The organism is Arthrobacter ginkgonis, from assembly GCF_039540195.1.
Lineage (GTDB): Bacteria > Actinomycetota > Actinomycetes > Actinomycetales > Micrococcaceae > Zafaria > Zafaria ginkgonis.
This window is the reverse complement of record NZ_BAABEO010000006.1, coordinates 24,451-46,516: the sequence shown is the minus strand read 5'-3', so window position 1 is coordinate 46,516 and position 22,066 is coordinate 24,451. Positions and strand designations below refer to the sequence as shown.

General features: G+C 71.3%; 20 protein-coding genes. 5 read left to right on the top strand and 15 right to left on the bottom strand.

From position 1 onward, the window contains the following. Window positions 1-404 precede the first annotated feature (404 nt). Window positions 405-1,478: an aldo/keto reductase gene (locus ABD912_RS01720; RefSeq protein WP_345148239.1), complete on the top strand. Its 1,074-nt coding sequence runs from the start codon at window positions 405-407 to the stop codon at window positions 1,476-1,478. A 10-nt stretch (window positions 1,479-1,488) separates the two neighbouring features. Here the strand turns inward: ABD912_RS01720 and ABD912_RS01715 are convergent, their stop codons facing one another. The 6 genes from ABD912_RS01715 to ABD912_RS01690 all read right to left on the bottom strand — a co-directional run bounded on the left by ABD912_RS01715 (window position 1,489) and on the right by ABD912_RS01690 (window position 9,752). Continuing rightward, complete coding sequence (locus ABD912_RS01715) at window positions 1,489-2,940, bottom strand: NtaA/DmoA family FMN-dependent monooxygenase (RefSeq protein WP_345147996.1); 1,452 nt, start codon at window positions 2,938-2,940, stop codon at window positions 1,489-1,491. A gap of 48 nt (window positions 2,941-2,988) precedes the next feature. Beyond that, entirely contained in the window at window positions 2,989-4,695 is a 1,707-nt protein-coding gene (nikE, locus tag ABD912_RS01710) for an ABC transporter ATP-binding protein (protein ID WP_345147994.1), read from the bottom strand. Next, complete coding sequence (locus ABD912_RS01705) at window positions 4,692-5,612, bottom strand: ABC transporter permease (protein WP_345147991.1); 921 nt, start codon at window positions 5,610-5,612, stop codon at window positions 4,692-4,694. The genes nikE and ABD912_RS01705 overlap by 4 nt, the downstream gene beginning before the upstream one ends. After that, complete coding sequence (locus ABD912_RS01700) at window positions 5,609-6,616, bottom strand: ABC transporter permease (RefSeq protein WP_345147990.1); 1,008 nt, start codon at window positions 6,614-6,616, stop codon at window positions 5,609-5,611. Before ABD912_RS01700 ends, ABD912_RS01705 begins: the two co-directional genes overlap by 4 nt. A 4-nt stretch (window positions 6,617-6,620) precedes the next feature. Then, window positions 6,621-8,279: an ABC transporter substrate-binding protein gene (locus tag ABD912_RS01695; protein WP_345147989.1), complete on the bottom strand. Its 1,659-nt coding sequence runs from the start codon at window positions 8,277-8,279 to the stop codon at window positions 6,621-6,623. 222 nt (window positions 8,280-8,501) lie between these two features. Continuing rightward, complete coding sequence (locus ABD912_RS01690; RefSeq protein WP_345147988.1) at window positions 8,502-9,752, bottom strand: acyl-CoA dehydrogenase family protein; 1,251 nt, start codon at window positions 9,750-9,752, stop codon at window positions 8,502-8,504. Window positions 9,753-10,046: 294 nt separating this feature from the next. Between ABD912_RS01690 and ABD912_RS01685 the strand changes: the two genes are divergently transcribed. After that, a complete protein-coding gene (locus tag ABD912_RS01685) occupies window positions 10,047-11,468 on the top strand; it encodes an amino acid permease (RefSeq protein WP_345147987.1) in 1,422 nt (473 codons plus the stop codon). Window positions 11,469-11,501: 33 nt separating this feature from the next. Here ABD912_RS01685 and ABD912_RS01680 read toward each other — a convergent pair whose 3' ends face one another. Then, the gene (locus tag ABD912_RS01680; protein ID WP_345147985.1) at window positions 11,502-11,882 is read right to left on the bottom strand and encodes a hypothetical protein; all 381 of its coding nucleotides are present in this window, start codon (window positions 11,880-11,882) and stop codon (window positions 11,502-11,504) included. 100 nt (window positions 11,883-11,982) lie between these two features. On the opposite strand from ABD912_RS01680, the gene ABD912_RS01675 reads away from it, so the two are divergent. Together ABD912_RS01675 and ABD912_RS01670 are read left to right on the top strand one after the other, a co-directional pair. Next, the gene (locus ABD912_RS01675) at window positions 11,983-12,612 is read left to right on the top strand and encodes an AAA family ATPase (protein ID WP_345147984.1); all 630 of its coding nucleotides are present in this window, start codon (window positions 11,983-11,985) and stop codon (window positions 12,610-12,612) included. A gap of 5 nt (window positions 12,613-12,617) precedes the next feature. After that, window positions 12,618-12,929 (top strand): hypothetical protein, encoded by a 312-nt coding sequence (locus ABD912_RS01670; RefSeq protein WP_345147983.1) that lies wholly within the window; start codon window positions 12,618-12,620, stop codon window positions 12,927-12,929. A gap of 142 nt (window positions 12,930-13,071) precedes the next feature. Here the strand turns inward: ABD912_RS01670 and ABD912_RS01665 are convergent, their stop codons facing one another. From ABD912_RS01665 to ABD912_RS01655, 3 genes are all read right to left on the bottom strand, one after another. Next, window positions 13,072-13,383: an AzlD domain-containing protein gene (locus ABD912_RS01665; RefSeq protein ID WP_345147982.1), complete on the bottom strand. Its 312-nt coding sequence runs from the start codon at window positions 13,381-13,383 to the stop codon at window positions 13,072-13,074. Next, window positions 13,383-14,243, bottom strand: a complete 861-nt coding sequence (locus tag ABD912_RS01660; RefSeq protein ID WP_345147981.1) for an AzlC family ABC transporter permease — start codon at window positions 14,241-14,243, stop codon at window positions 13,383-13,385. Before ABD912_RS01660 ends, ABD912_RS01665 begins: the two co-directional genes overlap by 1 nt. A 115-nt stretch (window positions 14,244-14,358) precedes the next feature. After that, window positions 14,359-15,216: a glycerophosphodiester phosphodiesterase gene (locus ABD912_RS01655; RefSeq protein ID WP_345147980.1), complete on the bottom strand. Its 858-nt coding sequence runs from the start codon at window positions 15,214-15,216 to the stop codon at window positions 14,359-14,361. A 104-nt stretch (window positions 15,217-15,320) separates the two neighbouring features. Here ABD912_RS01655 and ABD912_RS01650 point away from each other — a divergent pair, with 104 nt between their 5' ends. Continuing rightward, window positions 15,321-16,628 (top strand): DUF445 domain-containing protein, encoded by a 1,308-nt coding sequence (locus ABD912_RS01650; RefSeq protein WP_345147979.1) that lies wholly within the window; start codon window positions 15,321-15,323, stop codon window positions 16,626-16,628. 39 nt (window positions 16,629-16,667) lie between these two features. On the opposite strand, the gene ABD912_RS01645 is transcribed toward ABD912_RS01650, so the two are convergent. The 5 genes from ABD912_RS01645 to ABD912_RS01625 form a co-directional block, all read right to left on the bottom strand. After that, on the bottom strand, window positions 16,668-17,591 hold the full coding sequence (locus ABD912_RS01645; RefSeq protein WP_345147978.1) for a hypothetical protein: 924 nt from the start codon (window positions 17,589-17,591) through the stop codon (window positions 16,668-16,670). Between the two features lie 85 nt (window positions 17,592-17,676). Then, complete coding sequence (locus ABD912_RS01640; protein ID WP_345147977.1) at window positions 17,677-17,976, bottom strand: toxin-antitoxin system YwqK family antitoxin; 300 nt, start codon at window positions 17,974-17,976, stop codon at window positions 17,677-17,679. 90 nt (window positions 17,977-18,066) lie between these two features. Beyond that, a complete protein-coding gene (locus ABD912_RS01635; RefSeq protein ID WP_345147976.1) occupies window positions 18,067-19,335 on the bottom strand; it encodes an MFS transporter in 1,269 nt (422 codons plus the stop codon). 122 nt (window positions 19,336-19,457) lie between these two features. Further along, on the bottom strand, window positions 19,458-20,264 hold the full coding sequence (locus ABD912_RS01630; RefSeq protein ID WP_345147975.1) for an energy-coupling factor transporter transmembrane component T family protein: 807 nt from the start codon (window positions 20,262-20,264) through the stop codon (window positions 19,458-19,460). Further along, window positions 20,261-22,063, bottom strand: coding sequence for an ABC transporter ATP-binding protein (locus ABD912_RS01625; RefSeq protein WP_345147974.1), 1,803 nt, complete (start codon window positions 22,061-22,063; stop codon window positions 20,261-20,263). The genes ABD912_RS01630 and ABD912_RS01625 overlap by 4 nt, the downstream gene beginning before the upstream one ends. Window positions 22,064-22,066: the final 3 nt, after the last annotated feature.

The following is a 22,066-nucleotide window of genomic DNA, read 5'->3' as shown; positions in this document are numbered from 1 at the left end:
TATATCTAAGCAACCGGGTCCCGGGCGCCCCATCCGCGGCGTCACACTGGATCGCGGGACGACGCCGGGCGTCACGGGAGGACGCGAAACGTCCCAGAACCTCCGTCACGTTTCGTCACGCGGGGTTAGGCGAGTCATCCCGCGTCACATCCGGCCTCCAGGACGCCGGGAACGCGCAGAATGCCGCCGGCAGGCGCTCGCCGGAGCCTCATGTCCCCGCAACATAACGCCGGCCCGTGTCGCTGGCCCCTGTCCCCCTGTTTCCCCATGTCTTCCCTTTGCACGGCCTCGGCCGGCGCCGGGTGAACGGGAAGAATGGGGGGCGGCGGTTCGGCGTCGCCCCCGCCCCATCACCCGCCCCCGCCCATCTCCCACGGAAGGCCACCATGTCCTCACCGAACAGCATGCCCACACCGATTCAGGAAGTCCGATTCCCCCGCGTGCCCGAATCCCACCGGCCGTACGTGGCGGCCGAGGACCGGTACGATTCCACCGGCTACCGCCGGGTGGGAAACAGCGGCCTGCTGCTGCCCCCGATCAGCCTGGGCCTGTGGTGGAACTTCGGCGACAACCGCCCCTATGGCACCCAGCGGGAGATCCTGCGCCACGCCTTCGACCGCGGCATCACCCACTTCGACCTGGCCAACAACTACGGCCCGCCCTACGGCTCCGCCGAAGAGAACTTCGGCCGCATGCTCCGCACCGACTTCCGGCCCTACCGCAACGAACTCATCGTCTCCTCCAAGGCCGGCTGGGACCAGTGGCCCGGACCCCACGGCAACCTCGGCTCGCGCAAGTACCTGATCGCCTCCGCCGAGGAGTCGCTCACCCGGCTGGGCCTGGAGTACGTGGACATCTTCTACTCCCACCGGGTGGACCCGGACACCCCGCTGGAGGAAACCATCGGGGCGCTGGACACCCTGGTCCGCCAGGGCAAGGCCCTCTACGTGGGCATCTCCTCCTACTCCGCCGAACGCACGCGGGAGGCGGCCCGCATCGCCAAGGACCTGGGCACCCCGCTGGCCATCCACCAGCCCGCCTATTCCCTGTTCAACCGTTGGGTGGAGGACGGCCTGCTGGACACCCTCGACGAGCAGGGCCTGGGCTCGATCGCCTTCACGCCGCTGGCGCAGGGCCTGCTGACCAACAAGTACCTCGCGGACAGCAGCGCAGTGCCCAGCGGTGGCCGGGGCTCCCTGGCCGGGCACGTCACCGAGGAGAACATCGCCAAGGCCCGGGCCCTGAACAAGGTCGCGGCCGAGCGCGGCCAGACCCTCGCGCAGCTGGCCATCGCCTGGCTGCTGCGCGACGGCGGGGTCACCTCCGTCCTGGCCGGCGTCTCCTCCACGGCCCAGCTCGACGAGAACCTCGGCGCCCTCGGCAACACGGAGTTCACCGCGGAGGAACTGGGGCGCATCGACGCGATCACGGCCGGGGACACCGACATCGACCTCTGGAAGGTCTCCGCGTCCCTCTAGCGCTCCGTCGCTACACCCAAGCCTTCAGCCCGGCCGACGCCGGGGCGGGCTCCGCAGGGAGTCGGCCCCCGGCGTCGTCCGCGTCAAGGTGCGCCCCGCCGCGGTACCGGGCACCGTAGTGGGACTGCGGCAGCCGGGCCTTGCCCGGCCCGTAGATGCGCTCGCGCAGCGTCTCCTCCGGGACGTAGCCCTCGCGCAGCCGGCCGCGGCGGCGCAGTTCCGGGACCACCAGTTCGCCGAAGTCCCGGGCGGTGCCGAAGGAGTGGTACTGGCGCAGGTTGATCCCGTCGATCCCGTCCTCGTCCAGCCAGCGTTCGATCTCGTCGGCCACCACGCCGGGCGTTCCGGCCACGAAGTAGCGCTCGGAGCGGCCCTTGCGGACCCGCTCCAGCAGCTGGCCCGCCGTCGTGCCGGGGGCGATGGTCGCCGCGAACGGGGTGTCCGCCTTGCCCTCGCGCACCAGGATCTCGTGCACCGGGGTTTCCGGCGGGTAGGCCGTCGGGTCGATCGCGAAGCCCGCGTGGGCCAGGATGCCCTCCACCGAGGAGTGTTCCCGGTACAGCGCCAGCTTCCGGGCGACCTCGTCGTCGGTGCGGCCCACCACGACGCCGGCCTGGACGATGCACTTGATGTCCCCGCCGTCGCGGCCCTGGCCCTCCGCGGCCCGCCGCATCGCCGCCGCGTTGGCGCGGAAGTCCGCCGCGGTGCGGCCGCCGGTGAACACCACCTCCGCGTGCTTGCCGGCGAACGCGATGCCCGCCGGGGAGCCGGTGGCCTGGAACAGCACCGGGGTGCGCTGGAGCGAGGGTGCCACCAGGTGCGGACCGGCCACGGAGTAGTGCTCCCCGGAGTGGTTGATGTAGCGGATCGCGGCGGGGTCCGAATAGACCTTGGCGGCCCGGTCCTCGACGATCGCGCCGTCGTCCCAAGAGCCCTCCCACAGCTTGTAGAGCACGTTCAGGTACTCGTCGGCGATCGCGTAGCGGGTGTCGTGCGGGATCTCCTCGGCCAGGCCGAAGTTCCGTGCCGCGTTGGGCAGGTAGGAGGTGACGATGTTCCAGCCGAAGCGGCCCTTGGTCAGGTGGTCCAGCGTGGCGGCCCGGCGGGCGAACGCGAAGGGGGGCTCGTAGCTGGTGGAGAACGTGGCGCCGAACCCGACGTGCTTGGTCACGGCGGCCATGGCCGGGACCACGGTCAGCGGGTCGAAGTTCGGGATCTGCAGCCCTTCGCGGATCGCGGTCTCCGGGCCATCCCGGAAGACGTCGTAGGCTCCGACGACGTCGGCCAGGAAGATCGCGTCGAAGCCGGCTCCCTCGGCCACCTGGGCCAGTTCGGTCCAGTACTCCAGCTCCGCGGTGCGGTGCCGGTTGTTGCCCTCAAGCACCCACAGGCCGTGGGTGATGTGGCTGACGCAGGCCATCTCGAAGAGGTTGACGATGAGCTTCTTGGGTTCGATGGCCACGGAGGGTCCTTTCGGGGGTGTCGGGTTGGGCGGTGGTGGGGCCCGGGCTCACGCGCCGGGCAGCAGCACCCTCCCGGACCGCCGCCCGGGGATGGAACTGATCAGCCGCCGGGTGTAGTCGTTCGGACTGTCGTCGAAGACCTGCCCGACGGGGCCGCTCTCCACCAGCCGGCCGTGCTCCAGCACGGAGACCTCGTCGGCGATCTGGCGCACCAGGCTCAGGTCGTGGGAAATGAACAGGTAGGTGAGGTCCTGGTCCTCGCGCAGCTCGAAGAGCAGTTCGATGATGCGGGCCTGCACCGTCACGTCGAGCGCGGAGGTGGGTTCGTCCAGGACCAGGATTTCCGGGGCCAGGACCAGGGACCGCGCGATCGCCACACGCTGGCGCTGCCCGCCGGAGACCTCGCGGGGCCTGCGCTCCAGCACGCTTTCCGGCAAGGCCACGCGGTCCAGGACCTCCTTGACGCGCCGGGCGCGGGCAGCCGCCGAGCCGCCTTCTGCCGAGCCGCCTTCCGGGGCGCCGCCGTGCAGCCTGAGGGGTTCCTCGATGCTGCGCCGGATGCTGAACTTGGGGTCCAGCGCCGAGAGGGGGTTCTGGTAGACCAGCTGCAGTTGGCGGGCGTAGGGGTTGGTGTGCCGGGGCTGGCGCTCCAGCGTCCTTCCGTCGACGCTCACGGTGCCGGAGGTGAACGGTTCCAGTCCGGCGATGACGCGCGCGATCGTGGTCTTGCCGGAGCCGGACTCGCCAACCAGCGCATGGGTGGAACCGCGCCGGACAGTGAAACTGACGTCGTTGACCGCGGGCGGGCGCCCGCCCTGCTGCCGCGGGTCGCCGTAGTGCTTCACCAGGTGTTCGACAGCGATGGCCACAGGCCGGTCCGCCGCGGCCGCGGCGTCCAGCCGCCGGCGGTACTTGTCCGGGGAGGTTGCGGGCACGTCGGCGAAAAGCCGCCGGGTGTACTCGTCGGCGGGGTCGGACAGCACCCGGTCCGTGGGGCCCGAATCCACCAGTTCGCCATGGTTCAGCACGGCAATGCGGTCGCTGCGGTCCCCGGCGAGCGCAAGGTCGTGCGTGATGAACAGGATCGCGGAGCCCAGCTCGCGCTGCAGCTCCCCCAGCAGGTCCAGGATGGTCTGCTGCACCGTGACGTCGAGCGCCGACGTCGGTTCGTCCGCGATGAGCAGTTGCGGCCGGCCCGCGATGGCGATCGCAATGAGCACGCGCTGCAGCTGGCCTCCGGAAAGCTCGTGCGGGTGGGATTCCGCCCGGCGTTCCGGCTCCCGGATCCCGACGTGCCCCAGCAGCTCGACCGTGCGGGCCCGCACGGTGCGGCGGGTGGCGTCCGTGTGCAGGAGCAGCGCCTGGTCCACCTGGTGCCCGATGCTCTGCAGCGGATCCAGCGAGCTGAGCGGGTCCTGGGGGATGTAGCCGATGCCGGTGCCGCGCAGCGAACGCCAGTCCCGGCGGCTGAAGCCGGTGACCTCCGTCCCGGCCACCCGGACGGTTCCGGCCACGATGTGTCCGTTGGGGGGCAACAGGCCGCCGGCGGCCTGGGCGATGGTGGACTTCCCCGAACCGGACTGACCGACGAGGGCAAGGGTTTCGCCGCGGCGCAGGTCCAGGTCCACCCCGTGGACGACGTCGGTCCGGTGGGCTCCGTGGCCGTAGGCGATCCGCAGCCCGCGGATCTCCAGGGCCGCGGGGGCCGCGTCCTGCGCGGTGGAGGGAGCCGGGTTTCCCATGAGGAGTGTCATTTCTTCGTCTCCTGGTTCGTGCGGAACAGTGCGCTGACGCGGCTGATGGAGAGGACGGTGAGGACGATGACGATGCCGGGCAGGACGGTCAGCCACGGCGAGGACACGATGTATTCGCGCCCCTCGGCCACCAGCAGGCCCCATTCCGGCTGCGGCGGCGGGGCGCCGTAGCCCAGGAAGCTCAGCGCGGCGATCCACAGGATCGAGTGCCCGAACTGCAGGGCCGTCATTGACAGCACCGCCGAGTACGAGTTCGGCAGGACGTGCCTGAACAGCACCGTCTTCGAGCCGGCCCCTATGTGGTGGGCCGACTCGACGAACGGCAGGTTCCGTACGGTCAGCACCTCCGAACGCATGAGGCGGGTGAACGTGGCCACGGAGGCGATGCCGACGGCGATGGCCGCGTTCAGCGTCCCGAAGCCCAGCGCGACGACGATCACCATCGAGAGCAGCAGCCCCGGGATGGACAGCAGCACGTCGACGATGCGGCTGACGACCCCGTCCACCCACCGGCCGAAGTAGGCGGCCACGAGCCCCAGTAGGGAGCCGGCGCCGAGCCCGATCGCGACGGCGACCAGCGACGCGCCGATGGTCCGCCCCGTTCCGTGGATGACCCGGGAGAGGGCGTCGCGTCCCAGGTAGTCGGTGCCGAACGGGTGGGCGAGGCTGGGTGCCTGGAGCGTGTTTCCGGGCGAGACTTCCAGCGGGTCGTAGGCCGCGAGCAGGCCGGGGGCGGCGATGGCCAAAAGCAGGATCCCAAGGAATCCGACGGCGATCCAGTCGGCCGCGCCCAGCCGGCGGGCCAGGGCCACGAGCGGGCGCCCCGGGCGCCGGGGGCGGACGGCCGGCGTCGTGCCCCGTTCGGGGCCGGTGGCGTTTCCGACGGCGGGAGCCTGGGTGAGGGTGGGCTGGCTCATGGCGTGAGCACCTCCTGGCGGGTGTCGAGGTCGGCGGCGGGCGTGCGGGATCCCGTTCCCGAACCGAGGGTCTTCGCGGCGATCCGCTTGTCGATGACCGGGTAGAGCAGGTCGGTCAGGAGGTTGACCAGGGTGAAGATGATCGCGACGAGCATGACCACCGCCTGGACCACGGGGCCGTCCTGGGCGCGCACGGCCTGCTCGGTGACGAAACCCAGCCCGGAGCGGTTGAACACGGCTTCGGCGATGACGGACCCGGCGAGCAGTTCCCCGACGGTCAGGCCGAAGAGGGTGAGGGCCGGGATGGACGCGTTTTTCAGCGCGTGGCCGCCAAAGATGCGGGACTCGGGAACGCCCTTGGCGCGCAGGACGGTGACGAACGGTTCGCCGTAGGCCTGGCGCAGGCCCTGGATGAGGACCTGCGCGATCGGGGCGCTCACGCCCACCGCCAGGGTCAGGGCGGGCAGGATGAGGGACTTGAAGCCCTCGTCACGGATCGACGAGAACCAGCTCAGCTGGTAGGCGAAGACCTGCAGCAGCACCAGGCCCACCAGGAAGCCGGGCGTGGCCAGGGCAACGACGGGCAGCTTGTCGGCCAGCCCGCGGGCCCAGCGCCAGGGCGCCAGGACCGCGGTGGCCGCGATGGCCACCGCGAACGCCAGCGCGAACACCAGCGCCAGTCCGGCCAGGGTGAGGGTCTCGGCGAAGCCGTCGCGGATCAGCTCGGCCACCGGCCGGCCGGTACCCAGCGAAAAGCCGAGGTCCCCCTGGAACAGCCGTGTCACGGAGATCCAGAACTGTTCCAGCCCATTGCGGTCCAGGTTGTAGTAGGCCAGGATCGCGGCGGCCTGCTCGGCGGGGATGGGGTTCTGCGGGTTGACGATCCGGCTTTCGATCGGGTCGCCCGGCAGCAGGAACAGGACGTAGAAGACGAAGACGTAGGTCAGCGCGATCACCAGCAGCGACTGGCCGATCCTGCGCAGGAGGAACTGGGTCCGGCTCACGGCGCTACTTCTTCTCGGTCCAGGTTTCGTAGAAATGCGGACGCGCCTCGGAGCTGAACGTGAGGTCGTGGACGGTCGGGGCCAGGCCGAACACCTGGGTGTCGTTGATGATCGGCAGGGCGTAGGCCTGCTCGACGATCCGCTCCTGGATCTCCCCGATGGTCTTCTCGCGCTCTTCCACGGTGGAGGCGGTGAGCTGGTCCTCGAGCAGCCCGTCCAGTTCCTTGTCCGCGGCCTGGAACTTGAAGGAGTTCGATCCGGCGCTGTGGTAGCCGATGCTCAGGCGGGTGGTGTCCGCCTCCGGCCAGCCGTTGCGCAGGGCGCCGACGGAGTCGTCCGTGTACACGGAGGCGTAGTTGGCGTAGTCCGTCTCCTTGATGTCCAGGTTCACGCCGATCTGCTTGAGCTGCCACTGGACCAGCTGAAAGAGCGGCTTCGCGGTGGAGTCGTACACGTCGACGTAGGTCAGCACGTGCAGCTGCTCGCCGTCCTTGGTGCGGTATCCGTCGGCGTCCCGGCCGGTCCAGCCGGCCTCGTCCAGCAGGCGGTTGGATTCCTCAGGATCGTAGGCGAAGAGCTCGGAGACGTCCTTGTAGCCAACGGATCCGGGGGTGATGATGCTGGTGGCCGCGCTCCAGTTCCCGGTGTAGAGGTCATCGATGATCTGCTGCCGGTCGATGCCGTGCTGCAGGGCCTGGCGGACCTTGACGTCATCGAGGAACGGGGCGGCCTGCTTCAGGTCCCACACGTTGGCGTTGCCCACGCCCTGGCGGGCCACGATCTGGAAGCCGGCCTCGGCGAGGGTCTTCTCCTCGCTGGGCTGGATGTAGCGGATGAAGTCGGCTTCGCCGGAACGGAGCGACCCGAGGCGGACGCTGTCCTCGGTGACCGGGACGACGGTGACCTTGTCCAGGTACGCCTCGCCCTGGTTGGCCAGTCCTTCGGGCGCCCAGGCGTAGCCTTCGCGGCGGGTCAGCACGATCTCCTCGCCGTACTTCTCCGACTCGACGACGAAGGGTCCGGAGCCGATGACGCCGCTGAGCTGCTGCTGGGTTTCGATCGGCGCCTCGATGGTGGCGTCGGCAACCAGGGCCGAGCGCCAGAAGGACAGGATGGCCAGGAAGGCGGTGCTCGGGTGGCCCAGCTTCACGGTAACGGTGCCTGCGGCGTCGTCGGCGGTGACGGACTTGACCTTGGGGAACCAGTTGTTGGCCGGAATGCCCTTGTCCGTGTCGCCCTTGATCTGCCAGTCGAGGTTCCGCTTGACGGCCCCGGCGTCCAGGACCTGGCCGTTGCTGAAGGTGACGCCGTCGCGGATCTTGAACTCGTAGGTCAGCCCGTCCTCGCTCACCGTCCAGCTCTCCGCGATCCAGGGCTTGATCTCCTGGGTTTCCGGGTCCCGGTAGACCAGCCGGTCGGCAATGTTCTCGATGTAGGCGCTGTCCTGCCACGTGCCGCTGGCCTGCAGCTGGGTGCTGCGCGACAGCTCGGCGTCCAGGTACACCACCTCGCCGCCCCGCTTGTCCTCCGCGCTCGCCGAGCCGGCGTCGGTGTTCGTGGTGGCGCCGGCAGAGCCGCTGCAGCCGGTGGCCAGCAGGGCGATCGCCACGGCGGCGGACGTCAGGGCTGCCGTCCGCTTGATGCTGCTGAAGATGTTGCTCATGGTCCTGGTCCTCTATCGGAGTGTGAGTGGTGCGGATGACGGGGTGGCCCCTCCCGGAACGGGTGGCGACGGGGCGGGTTTCAATGGAGCGGGCGCGCGACGGATCGCGGCTAGGGCAGCTGGCACGCGTCCCGGGGGATGGGCCCGCGGTGAATGGCCGCCGTGGCGGGAACTGCACGGTGGTGAACCACGCGGCGGCAGGAGCTACGGGCGGGGCGAATGCTACGGGGTGGGGCGGGTGCTTCCGGCCCCGTCGGGCCGGCTTCCCCACAGCTGCACGCGTCCGTTGAGCAGATGGTCGCCCACGGCGCGGGCCCGGTACTTGGCGGGGTTGTGGGAGGCAACGGTGCGCGCGTTGCGCCAGTGCCGGTCCAGCCGGGAAGCCGTGCTGGTGGCGGAGGCGCCACCGACCTCGAACAGTTCGGTCGCCGTGTCGAGGGCGAGCTTGAGCACCACCTGCTGGGACTTGAAGACGTCCAGCGCCAGCCGGTCGGCCTCCTCTTTGGTCCCAATGGCGGCGGTGGTTCCCGCCGCGCGGGAAGCGAACCGCTCCAGCTCGCGGGCCTGCCCGGCGACGATCAGGCGGGCCGCATGGACCTTCCCGGCCAGCTCGCCGACGACGGTCTGCACGATCTCCTGCTCGCGCGGAACCAGTTCGCCCGGGTTGGCGAAGGTCCGGCGGCGCGGACGGACGAAGGCGACGGCGTCGTCCAGCGCCGCCTGCGCGATCCCGGCGGCCACCGCGAGCAGGACGGTCTGGAACACGGCGACGCCGAACCCGGTGAAGGGATCGGCCTGGTCGAAGGGCTGGACGTCCGCGGGATCGACCGGCACGTCCTCGAGCACCAGGCTGCCGCTGGCGGTGAGCTGCTGGCCGAAGCCGTCCCAGTCGTCGGTGATTTGCACGCCCGGGTGGTGCGCGTTCACCAGCACGCTGTGGCGGATCCCCGCGCGCACGGCCGTGAGCGAGACCCAGTCCGCGTACAGGCTGCCGGTGGTGTAGTACTTGGTGCCGCTGACGACGGGGCGGCCGCCGCGTTCCTCCAGCCGGGTGGTGACCTCGTTCAGTTCCTGGCGTTCGGAGTTGGCGTTGCCGATCAGCGCGCCGGCCCCGATGCGGCGCAGCCAGCCGTCCCGGTGGGCGTCGGGGGCACCCAGCAGCAGCCGCTCGACGAACGCGACGTGCCCGCGGAGCAGGTGCGCGACGTTCGAGTCGGCGGCCGCGAGATCGGTGAGCAGCTCGATGTAGTCGGCCAGGCCCACGCCGCGGCCGCCGAACTCCGCCGGGATCCGCAGGGCGGTGAAGCCGCTCTCCTTGAGCTGTTCGACGACGAGGAATGGCAGGTCGCGTCCGCGCTCCCGCTGGACCGCCCCGGAGCGGATCGCCTCGAAGACCGGCGCGTACTCGGCGCGCAGGTCCCCAAGCGACGGGGTGATCTGATGGGGGATGGACGCTGCTACGGCTGTAGTCATTTGCCTGTTCCTCTCGGTCGGATGTGCCGGATGGACCCAGTATTTCCGCGCCCCGGACGGCTCCGTAAATGGCCGCTTCACGGGGGTACTTCCGCGTCACGCGGCTCAATCCGGCGCCATCTTCCGGGGCGCGGGAGCGCCCGCCGGCGTCACCAGCCGTCATGCCGGGCCACGGGCCGTCATCTGGCGTCGCGCCTTGGGCGGCTGGACCCCGGCTGAAGTATGGGAAAATTAGTGGCTTGCACCCACGCCGTGCATCCTTCCCCCATTTCCCGCAACACCACGGGCAGGACCATGACCACCCACACCGCTTCCGGCCGCCCCCCGCGCCGCGAACCCCACGCCCCGGAGCTGGAACGCCGGCTCCAGCCCCGCCACATCCGCTTCATCGCGCTCGGGTCCGCCATCGGCACTGGCCTGTTCTACGGATCCGCCGAGACCATCCAGACCGCCGGACCGGCGGTGCTGCTGGCCTACCTGGCCGCCGGGTGCGTGGTGTTCATCGTGATGCGCGCCCTCGGCGAAATGGCCGTGCGCCACCCCGTGGCCGGATCGTTCGCGCGGTACGCCGACCGGTACCTCAGCCCGCGCGTGGCGTTCCTGACCGGGTGGACGTTCGTCTTCGAGATGATCGTCGTCGCGATCGCGGACATGACGGCCGTCGGCCACTACATGGGCATGTGGTTCCCGGACACCCCCGGGTGGTTGTGGATGCTGGCGGCGATGCTGCTGGTCGGCGGCCTGAACCTGCTGCGCGTGAGCGTCTTCGGCGAACTGGAGTTCTGGTTCTCGCTGATCAAGGTCGTCACGATCATCGCGATGATCGTCGGCGGCCTGTACCTGATCGTCTTCGGGATCAGCATCGGCGGCTACGAGCCGGGCGTGCACAACCTGGTGGACCACGGCGGCTTCGCCCCCTTCGGCGTCTGGGGCATCATCATGAGCCTGGGCATCGTGGTCTTCTCCTTCGGCGGCATCGAAACGCTGGGCATGACCGCCGGCGAGGCGGACGCCCCGGCAAAGGCCATCCCGAAGGCGGTGAACTCGGTCCCGGTGCGGGTGCTGATCTTCTACGTGCTCTCGATCGGCGTCATGCTCTGCCTGTTCCCCTGGGACCGCATCGGTTCGGAGGGCAGCCCGTTCGTGCAGGTCTTTGCCGGCCTGGGCCTCCCCGCCGCGGAGCACCTCATCAACGCCGTGGTGCTGACCGCGGCCCTGTCCGCCATGAACTCCATCTTCTACGCCGCCGCCCGCACCATGTTCGGGCTCGCCGAACAGGGCCACGCCCCGGCGTCGTTCACGCACGTCTCCCGCTTCGGCGTGCCGTCCTGGCCGGTCTCCGTGATCGCCGCCTGCCTGCTGGCGGGTCTGGGGCTGTATTTCTGGATCCCGGACCAGCTGTTCCTGGTGGTCGCCTCGATCGCCACCTTCGCCACCGTGCTGACCTGGACCGTCATCCTGCTCTCCCACCACCGGATGCGCCGGAGCATGCGCGCCAGCGGCGAGCGCACCGCCTTCCCGCTGCCGTGGTGGCCGGTGCCGACCTACATCGCGCTGGCGTTCATGGGCGCGGTGGTGGTGATCCTGGGCTTCAGCGCGTCCGGCCGCACCGCGCTCGTGGTGGGCGCGGTGTGGCTGGTGCTGCTGCTGATCGCGTACAGGCTGTGGGTGCCGGCGGCCGGGCACGAGCGCATCGAGCTCGAAACCCGCCGCTAGCCGGATACACCCGGCAGCCGGTGCCCGGTCCGGTCAGCGCGTTCCGGTGGTGTAGAACCACTCAACCGCGACCTGCGCGAAACGGCGCAGTTCGTGCGGCAGGGTGGCGAGCTCGTCGTCGGGCTCCTCGCTGCGGATCATGAACCAGCGGTCCAGCTCGCGCGCCTTGGCCCACTCCGCCGGGGTGGCCCGGCGGGCGACGCTGAATACGCGCTCCCCCGTGATCGCCTGGACGATCCGCCGCTCGGCGTCGAGCAGCTGCGTCCGGATGCACTCATGCACATCGATGTATATCCGGTCCGGCGCATCCTCGTCAGCCGAAACCAAGACGTCGTAGACTCCCGGAAGCACGGGCCCCGAAAGCAACTCACCCAGCTGGCGATCCAGCTGGTCCCCAATATGTTCCCCCATCATGGGCATGAATATACGGTTCGGGGACACCCCGGACCAGACCTTGGTCCCCGCGGCAGCCAAAACCGCGCCGCGGGGCAGCACGGGCGCCTAGGATGCGAACATGACACCGCCGAACGCGTTCCGGCTGCCGCCGTCCCCGCTGCCGAGCTTCCGCCGCCGCCGAGGACAGGTCGCCGCCCTGGAGGCGACGCCCGTTCCCCCCGGCGAAGGGCCGCTGCTGGTCGCGGTGTGCGGGCTGCCCGGGGCCGGCAAGTCGAGCTTCGCGGCCGCCTTGGCCGAGCGGCTGGGGCTTGCCGTGGTGGGCGTGGACCCGCTGGAGGCGGCCCTGGTGCGGGCCGGGATCGACGACCGGCAGCCCAAGGGCCAGGCGGCGTACCTGGCCGCGGAGACGGTCGCGGAGGCTCAGCTGCGCACCGGCCTGGGCGTGGTGGTCGACGCCGTCAACGACCTCGCCGAGAACCGCTCCCAGTGGATGCGGCTGGCCGGACGGACCGGGGCCGACCTGCGCTGGATCGAGGTGGTCTGCTCCGACCCGACCACGCACCGCCTGCGCCTGCAGCAGCGCGAACGCGAGGAGGACCCATTCATCGGCGCGCCGGAGTGGGACTCGCTGAACCGTCGCCGCCGCCAGCTGGCCATCTGGAAGGACCCGAGGCTGGTGCTCGATTCGCTGCACCACACCCCGGATGAGCTGGCCGCGCTCGCGGTCAAGGAACTCGGGTTGGGGTAGGCGGCATGGAGAAGGATTCCCCCAACGGCGCCGAGGGCGCCAACGAAGAGCCGGAGGAGGCGCCGTGGAGCGCCGGCGTCCCGGAGGGCGCGCCCCAGGGGTTCGGCTTCCGGACCGGAAAGCGCAGCTCCCGGGTGGCCTACGGGTTCGCCGTCTTCATCCTGGTGATCGAGACCGTGCTGCTGGTGCTGGGCGGCATCCTGCTGGCCCGCGAGGGCCAATGGGTGGGCGTTGGCCTGCTGGTGCTGGTCGAGGCCGCGTTCATCGCCGGGTTCCGCGCACTGGCCCGGCAGGCCCGCCGGCGGAGGAGCGGGTAGGCGGCCGCTTCCACCCGGCCATCCGGAAACGGCCTGCCCGGCCCTCCGGAAAAACCGGTCCCTACGGGAACGACCCGGGGGTGCGCGGGCGGGAGTTTTCCGGATGCTCCGGTCCCGGCGGACGACGGCGTCCGGGGCCCGCCTAGCCGAGTCCGGCCAGCCGCACCAGGGCCGCCGCGGCGGCCCCCACCAGCACCACCGCCAGGAACGGAGCCCGCAGCAGCAGGGCGATTGCGGCGGCCACCAGCGCCGCGGCCCGCGCATCGATGGCCAGCGACTGGCCTGCGGCGAACGCGTTGACGGTGGTCAGGGCCGCCAGCAGCCCAATCGTCAGGGTGCCGGCCACGCGCGTCATCCGCTCGTTCTCGAGCAGGCGCGCCGGAACCAGGTACCCGGACAGCTTGGTCAGGAACGCGGCCGCGCAGGCCAGCAGGATCCACGGCCACAGGTCCATCACCGGCCTCCCTCCTGCCCGTCCGCATCCTGTCCGGCCCTATCCTGTCCGGCCCCATTTCCCCCTGCGGCGTCCTCCGCCGTCCCGCCGCTCCCCTGCGGGCCCGGCGCCTGCCGATCCTGCCCCTGCCCGCCGTGGCGGGCGCCGCCGTCGTGCCCGCCGTACGGGTCGACGTCGGGCTCCAGGCCCTCGCGGGCCGGGCCGTGGCCGAACCAGCCCCACAGGCCGGCCACCACCGCAGCCACCAGGATCGGCACCCCGGGCGGAGCGAACGGAACCGCCAGAGCGGTGGCCAGAGCACAGACGACGGCGATCGCCACCGGTTCGCGGGTGCGCAGGCGCGGCCACAGCAGGGCCAGGAACGCCGCCACCGCGGCCCCGTCCAGGCCCCACGCCTTGGGGTCCCCCAGCACGTTGCCGAGCAGGGCCCCGGCCACCGTAAAGATATTCCAAAGGACGAATACGCCCACGCCGGCGGCCCAGAAGCCGCGCCGCTGTTCGTCGGGGTCCGTTTGGCCGGAGGCGGTGGCGGCGGATTCGTCGATGGTGACCTGCACGGCGGCGAGCTTGCGCCATCCCGCCGGACGCAGCAGGGCGTTCATCTGCATCCCGTATACGGCGTTGCGCACCCCCAGCAGCGTCGCCGCACCGAAGGCGGCCGCACCGGATCCGCCGCCGCCCAACACGCCGATGAACGCGAACTGCGAACCGCCGGTGAACATGAGCGCGCTGAGCGCCACGGCCTGCGGCAGATCCAGCCCCGCGGCCACCGCAAGCGCGCCGAAAGACACACCGTAGACCCCGGTCGCGATCGAGATCGACAGGCCGATCCGCACGGCGGGCGAGGGGGCGAACTTCACCCCGCCAGCTTAGCGAGCACCGCAGCTCCGGCCCCGCCCTCCGGAAACGGCCCGGGGTTCCGCGGGCGGGAAATGTTCGGGTGTTCCGGCCCGGACGGACCGCCGCGTCCAGCGTTCAGCCGCCCAGCCGGGCCCTCACGTGGGCCGGGCGGTTGCTGGTGAGCTGCTGGATGCCCAGATCCCGGAGGTAGTCGACGTCGGCGTCCCTGTCCACGGTCCAGACGCGGAACACCAGCCCGGCCTCCAGCCAGCGGCGCACCAGGCCGGGGTGCCGGCGGACGAACCCCACACCCGGTCCGGCGATTCCCACCCGGCCGGCATCCAGCTGCGCGACCGCGGCGACGGCCTCGCGGGCGAGGGTACGGACCACCTCCTCCCGCCCCGCCGGCTCCACCCGCAGGACCTCCTCGACCCATTCGGCGTCGACGTTGTTCACCAGCTGGCAGACGAACGCCGGCGGGACCGTCGTGAGCAGGTGCCGTACCGAGCCGGGGTCGAAGCTCATGAAGCTGACGGCGACGTTGCCGATGCGGGAGGCCTCCGGGTCCCAGCCGAGGGCCTTCAGCTCGGACAGCACCTTCTCCTCGAGCAGGCGCCCGAACGGGCTGGGGTGCTTGAGCTCGACGGCCAGGCCCACCTCCCGCCCCGCGCCGCGGAGCAGCCCCACGAGCTCGGCCAGGGTGAGCACCTGCTCGGCCGGGGTGCCGTAGGCCTGCGGAAGGGCCGCGCCCTTCCAGCCGCTGAAGTCCAGGGCCCGCAGCTGCTCCAGCGTGTGGGCCGAAACCGGGCCGGTGCCGTTGGAGGTGCGGTCCACCGTAGGGTCGTGATGGCACACCACGTGATGGTCGGCCGTCAGATGCACGTCGCACTCGACGCCGTCCGCCCCGTCCGCCAGCGCCTGGAGGAAGGCCGCGCGGGTGTTTTCCGCGAACGCAGCGCTGGAACCCCGGTGGGCGTAGATCAGCTGCTTCATGTTCTCCACGCTACCCGCGCGCCCGGCCGGGCCGCCGCGCTCGGCGGGCAGGACCGGGTGAACTATGTTGGAAGCCTTGGCGCCACCGATCCCCAGGAGCCCGCATGAGCATGTCCACCACACCCCAGTCGCGGCAGGATCCGGGGAGCAACAGCCCGGACAGCCCTTTCGCCACGGAGGCCGAGCGGGCCGATGCCCTGCGCCGCATGAAGCGCCTGGCCACGGGCCTGCTGGTCCTGATGACCGTGATCTTCGTGGTGGCCTTCTCGCTGCAGGAAAGCATTCCGTGGATGGGATATGTCCGGGCGGCGGCCGAGGGCGGCATGGTGGGCGCCTTGGCCGACTGGTTCGCCGTGACCGCCCTGTTCCGCCATCCGCTGGGCCTGCCGATTCCGCACACCGCCATCATCCCGCGCAAGAAGGACCAGATCGGGGAAAGCCTGGGCGGGTTCATTCAGGAGAACTTCCTCTCCGACGCCGTGGTGGGGCGCAAGCTGAAGGACCTGCGCTTCGCCGAGACGGCCGGCGCCTGGCTGGCCACGCCGGCCGGCTCCGAACGCGTGGCGAAGGAGGCGGCCACGGTGGTGCGCGGCGCCCTTGAGATCCTGGACGACCGCGACGTGCTGTCGCTGCTGGAGTCGCTGGCCCGCAAACATATGCTCGCTCCGGAATGGTCCTCGACCCTGGGCCGGATCCTGCGCACCGTGGTGGAGGACGGGCACCACCGCCAGGTGGTGGACCTGCTGGCCGACCGCGCGGCCGACTGGGTCGCCGCGAACCGGGCCACCGTCATCGGGCTCGTCGCCGAGCGCTCCCCGGGCTGGATCCCGAGCGTCGTGGAGCGGCTGCTCGGGGAGCGCATCCACCGCGAGCTGTCCGCGTTCGTCGATGCCGTGCGCCGGAACCCCCACCACCGGGTGCGCGCAAGCATCGATGCCTGGCTGCAGGACTTCGCCCGGGACATGCAGTCCAATCCCGAGACGATCGCCAAGGTGGAGCGGCTCAAGCACTCGCTGCTCGGCGACCCCCAGCTGCAGGAGCTGGCAGCCACCGGCTGGTCCAGCATGAAGGCGGCCCTGGTGGAGGCCGTGGAGCACCCGGAGTCCGAGCTGCGCCGCTCCTTCGTGCGGGCGGTCGCCGAGTTCGGCACGCGCCTGACGGAGGACCAGGTCCTGGCCGGGAAGGTGGATGCCTGGATCGCCAACGCGGGTATGTACCTGGTCACCACCTACCGCGGGCAGATCGCCGGCCTCATCCAGGACACCGTCTCCCGCTGGGACGGGGAGGAAACCAGCCGCAAGCTGGAACTCCAGGTGGGCCGGGACCTGCAGTTCATCCGGATCAACGGCACCGTGGTCGGTTCGCTGGCCGGCTTGGCCATCTTCACCGTGGCCACCCTGCTGCTGGCCTGAGTCCCGCCCGGGGGGTGCGGGCCGAGCGTCGTGGGCCGCCTAGTGTCCTGCGCGGCGGGCCCGTTCGGCCTCGATCAGGGCCTCGACCTCGGCGGCGGGCCCTTGGGCGGGTTCCCCGGTGAGCGCCGGCGGCGAGCCGGCGGCGGGCTCTTGGGCGGGTTCCCCGATGAGCGCCGGCGGCGAGCCGGCGTCGTGCCCGCGCAGCTGCCGTGCCGCCACGTCGGGCGCCGGGGGGTGCGGCGCTTCCGCCAGTTCGCCGGGGATGGAGGTCGGCAGCTTGCCGAAGGCGAGCTTGGCCGCCCTGACCACCTGCTTCCCGAGAATGCGGTTGCCCGCGCCGCCGACGACGGCGCCGATGCCGAACGGGATGGCCCGCCCGAAGAACGTGGCGCTCTGCGTGGCCAGCATGTGGCGCATGAACTTTTTCTGGATGGAGGCGGAGGCCACTCCCCACAGGCCCAGCGGCTGCTTGCTGCCGAACACCGAACCCCACCCCTTCACCGGCCCGGCGCCCCTGCCGACGGCCTGGTGGGTGAGTTGCGAAATCAGCGCGCTGCCCTCGTCGCCCAGCAGGATGGCCATGACCAGGGCACGGGACTTGTCGGGGTCGTCGGTGGCGATGCCGTGCAGCTCGGCCAGCGACTGCGCGTACAGGGCGCTGGCCTCCAGGAACCCGAAGACGGCGGCGGCGGACAGGCCCAGCGACGCGGCGGTTCCGATGCCGGGAACGACCGCGCTGGCACCAACGGCGGCACCGCCGCCGGTGACCGCCACCATGAAGTCCCGCTCCACGAGCACCGCCAGCTGGGCGGCGTTCAGTTCCGGATGGCGGCGCCGCATCCGGCGCAGGTAGGCCAGCACCAGCGGACGCTGCAGGCTCACCGCACCGAGGATGGCGCCCTGGACGCCCGCAACGGGTTTGCCGTCGGGGCCGATGATGGCGGAGGCAAGGGGATTCTTCATGGTGGTTCCAGTGTAGGAGCCACGGGGCCTCACGTCCCGGTGGTTCGCGGAGGGTGGACGACGCCGGCGGGCCAGGCCCCGCGGGTCAGGCCAGGGCAGGCCCGGTCTTGCGCCCGCGGTCGAAGTGGCGCACGTCCAGCGGGGAGCCGTCCGCGGCGAAGCGTTCCCACGGGCCGTGCTGCTGTCCCTCGAGGAAGCTGCCGCGCTGGAGGAGGTTGCCGTTCTCGTGGTACCAGACCCATCCCCCGGCGAGCTCGCCGTCCTCGTAGCGGCCGTGGGCCTTGAGCTGCCCGTTGCGGTGGAAGTACGTCCACTCCCCATGCTTGTTGGGGCCCAGGTAGCCGCCTTCGCCGGCGACCGTACCGTCCTTGTAGAGCTCGTTCATGCTGGACACCCTACTGTGCCGGCCGGACAGCCGGACGGAAACGCAGGTCAGCGGGCAGGCGGAGCGCTGGCTCGCCGGCTACGGCGCTGGCTACGGTTCAGGGTGCCGGGAGTCGTAGCGCAGGAAACCCGGCTGCCAGCGCATGAGCAGCGCGGCGAGGCCCACGCAGGCCAGGCCCCCCAGCACCAGCGTCAGCCCCTCCCCCAGTGCTGCGGCGGCACCGCCGGAGACCATCTCCCCCAACCGGGGGCCGCCGGCGACCACCACCACGAACACGCCCTGCAGCCGCCCGCGCAGGTGGTCCGGCGTCGCGGTCTGCAGAATGGTGGTGCGGAAGACCGCGCTCACGGCGTCGGACATCCCGGCGAGCGCCATGCAGGCCGCGGCCGCCCAGAGCCACCCGGAGGCGGCCGTTGTGCCGCCGCCCGCGGCCAGCACCACGGCCCCGAAGAGCGCGATGCTGGCGCCCCAGCCAACCACCGCCCAGAACACCGCCACGCCCTGGCGGTGGATCCGTCCCAGCGGGCCGGAGAAGAGCCCGGCCAGGAAGGCGCCCAGGGCGGTGGCCGCCAGCAGGATGCCCACGGTGGCTTCGCCACCACCGATCAGCGCCGCGCCGATGGCCGGCAGCAGCGCGCGCGGGGCGGCCAGGACCATGGCCACGAGGTCGATCAGGAAGGTCATGCGCACGTTGGGCTGGGTGCCCAGGAAACGGAAGCCTTCGACGACGGAGCGGATTCCGGCCTTGGCGTGCCCGCCTTCGGGCGGGATGGACGGCAGCCGGTACACGGACCAGAGCGCCGCCAGGAAGGTGAGGACGTCGATCGTGTACGTCCAGGCGTAGCCGACCTGGGCCACCAGCACGCCGCCGAGCAGCGGGCCGACCATCTGGGAGATGCCGAACGTGACCATGCTCAGCGAGTTCGCCGCGGGAAGGAGCTTGGTGCCGACCAGCTTCGGGATGATCGCCCCGCGGGCCGGCTGGTTGATGCCGCCGGCCCCGGAATGCACGGCCACCAGGGCGTAGAGCACCCAGACGTTGTCGAGCCCGGCCCAGGCCTGCGCGGCGATGGCGACGGTGCTCAGCCAGAGCACGGCCGAGGACGCCAAGGCGACCTTGCGGCGGTCGCGGGAGTCGGCGATCGCCCCGCCGTAGAGCCCGGCCAGCACCAGCGGGACCAGGGCGAACAGCCCCAGCAGGCCCACGGCGAAGCTGGAGCCGGTCAGCGCGTAGACCTGGAGGCTCACCGCGACCAGGGTCAGCTGGCTTCCCACCGCCGAAAGCGCGCTGCCGATCCACAGCCTCCGGAAGGCGGGGCTGAGGCGCAACGGGGTAAGGTCGGCAAGCAGTTGGGGCACCCGGCGAGCCTACTCCCCCGTTTCCTCGGTGCGGAAAAGGGCGGGGAGCCCGTTTCCGCGCTTTACGCCCCGGGTCCTCAAGCGAAGCGGGGCGGAGGAGTCAGGCGAAGCGGGCCGGGCCGTCAGGCGAAGAGCGAACCGTGGCCTTCCCAAAAGCCCAGGGCCGCGCTGGCGGCGAAGACCAGTGCGATGGCGAGCAGCACCGCGACGGCCAGCCACCCGTCCGTCCGCCCGAGGGGCACCGGGCGCCACGTGGTGCGGGGTCCGAGGCCAAGGCCCCGCGACTCAAGGGATTGGGCCATCCGTTCCCCACGGCGCAGCGAGACCACCAGCAGGGCAAAGGCGGAGCGGCCAAAGGAGAGCAACCCGCTGCGCGGGCGCCCGTCGGACCGCAGCGGGGCACGCACCTGGTGGGCGGAACGGATGGTCTGCCATTCGGCCGGCATTTCCTGCAGCATGCGGTAGCCCGCCAGCACCGCATAGGTCATCCGCACGCCCAGCCTGGCGTGCTGGTGCAGGCTGGTCATCAGGGCGACCCCGTCGGTCGAGGCGACGAAGCCGATGGAGAGCATGCCGATCACCATGCTGCGCAGGCCCAGGGAAGCGCCGACGGCCAGTCCCTCGGCGGTGACGCCCAGTCCGGCCACTTCCCAGACCGTGGTTCCGGGACGGCTGAGGGCGTTGACCACCAGCAGGCCGAGGCCGAACCCCACTAACGGGATGTGCGACAGCAGCAGGATCCGCGCCGGAATCCGGGCCGACGCCGCCACGGCCGCCAGCGCCAGGACATACAGCACGGCCGGCGTGACGGGGTCGAAGACGAAGAGCAGCGCGACCGATACCGCAAACAGCAGTCCGAGCTTGACTGTGGGGTTGTGCCTCCCCAACGGCGAGTCCGTGAACCGTCGAGGTTCAATGCCGGCGCTCACGCCCCGCGCTCCTCTCCGTGGCGGGGGACGGCGGCATCCAGGGCGGTGAGCACGGCGCACATCTGGCCCGCTGTTTCGAAAGTCTCCAGCAGCCACTCAAGGAGCGGCGGCACGGAAAGGCCGGCCCGTGCCAGCACCTCGCGCTGGGCGAGCACTTCGAAGACCGGCCCGTCGGCGATGACGGTCCCTTCGGCAATGACCACCGCGCGGTGCGCCACCGTTGCCGCGGTCCGCAGGTCGTGGGTGGAGAACAGGATGGCGCGGCCTGCCGCCGCAGCCAGCCGGAAGGATTCCATCATCGCGATGGCCGCCCGCCGGTCCAGCCCGAAGCAGGGTTCGTCGGCCAGCAGGGCGGGCCGGGGGTGGGCAAGCATGGCGGCCACGCTGAGCCGGCGTTTTTCGCCGCCCGAGAGCCGGAAGGGATTCTGGTCGGCGAGGTGCTCCAGGCGGTGTTGCCGCAGCAGCTGCTCCACCACCGGTTCCGCTCCGGCCGCGAGCCCGTAGCCCAGTTCGCCGCGGACCGTTCCCGCCACGAACTGGTGCTCCGGGTTTTGGAACACCATGCCGGGCCGCGCGCCGGTCACCTGTCCCGCGGCGGGCTCCAGCAGTCCGGCCAGGGTCAGCAGCAGCGAGGTTTTCCCGGTGCCGTTCGCGCCGAGCAGGGCGACGATCTCGCCGGGGTTGACGGCGAGATCAATGTCCGTGAGCAGTGCGCCGGGGCCCGCCGTTGCCGGGGTGGAGGAGCGGCGCTTGCGGCGGCGCTGGCCGGCCGCATTCCGATCCACCGACAGGCCCACCGCCCGCAGCGCCGGCGCTTCCCGGTGGGACGGAGGCCCTCCGGCGGGTGCGGGAAGGGGGTGTGCGCCGGCCAGGTCCTTCAGTCCGGCGCGCACCGTCTCGGCGCCGAGGCCGCCCGGGCAGCCGAAGACCGCCTGCAGCTCCGTTTCCAGCGGCAGCCAGCAGCCTCGGGCCTGCAGCTGGGGAGCCGCTTCGGTCAGGACCTCCGTGGTGGGTCCGTCGAGGAGGATTTCGCCGTCGCCGTTCAGCACCACGGCCCGGCCGGGCAGGCCGGCCAGGCCGCGGCGTCCGGCGTACTCGTCCATGCGGTGCTCCACCAGGACAACGGCCGGCCCGTATTCGTCGACCGCCCGCTCGATCGCCTCCCGGACGGAGGCGATGCCCTCGGCGTCGAGCATCGAGGTCGGCTCGTCGAGCAGGAGCACCGCGGGCTCGGCGATGAGGCTCGCGGCCAACGCCACCCGCTGGCCTTCCCCGCCGGAGAGCTGGGAGGTTTTGCGCAGCCGCAGTCCACCCGCGTGGACGGCGTGCAGCGCCGCATCGATGCGGCCGGAGATGGCAGCAGGATCAACGGCCCGGTTTTCCAGCGGAAGTGCCAGTTCCTGTTCCACATCCGGCAGGCAGACGGCGGAGGAAGGGTCCTGGGCCAGGACGCCGACGCTGCGGGACAGTTCCGCCACGTCGGTGTCCAGGGTGTCCGTTCCCCGCACCCGCACCGACCCGGACAGCTGCACCGCCACGGCGTGCGGGATGACCCCGTTGACCAACTGCAGCAGGGTGGATTTTCCGGCGCCGGAGGGGCCGAAAACCATCAGCTGCTCACCCGGTTCCAGCCGAAGGTCCACCTTGCGCAGCACCGGCCCCGTCCGGCGGGGAAATTCCACCGAGACATCGTTCAGCTCCACGGCCGGAACCGTGGACGGGGCCTGCCGGGCAGCCGTTCGGCTCCGGGCAGCGGCGCCGGGCTTGGGTTCGACGGTCCCGGGGTGGGCAGCGGCCATCAG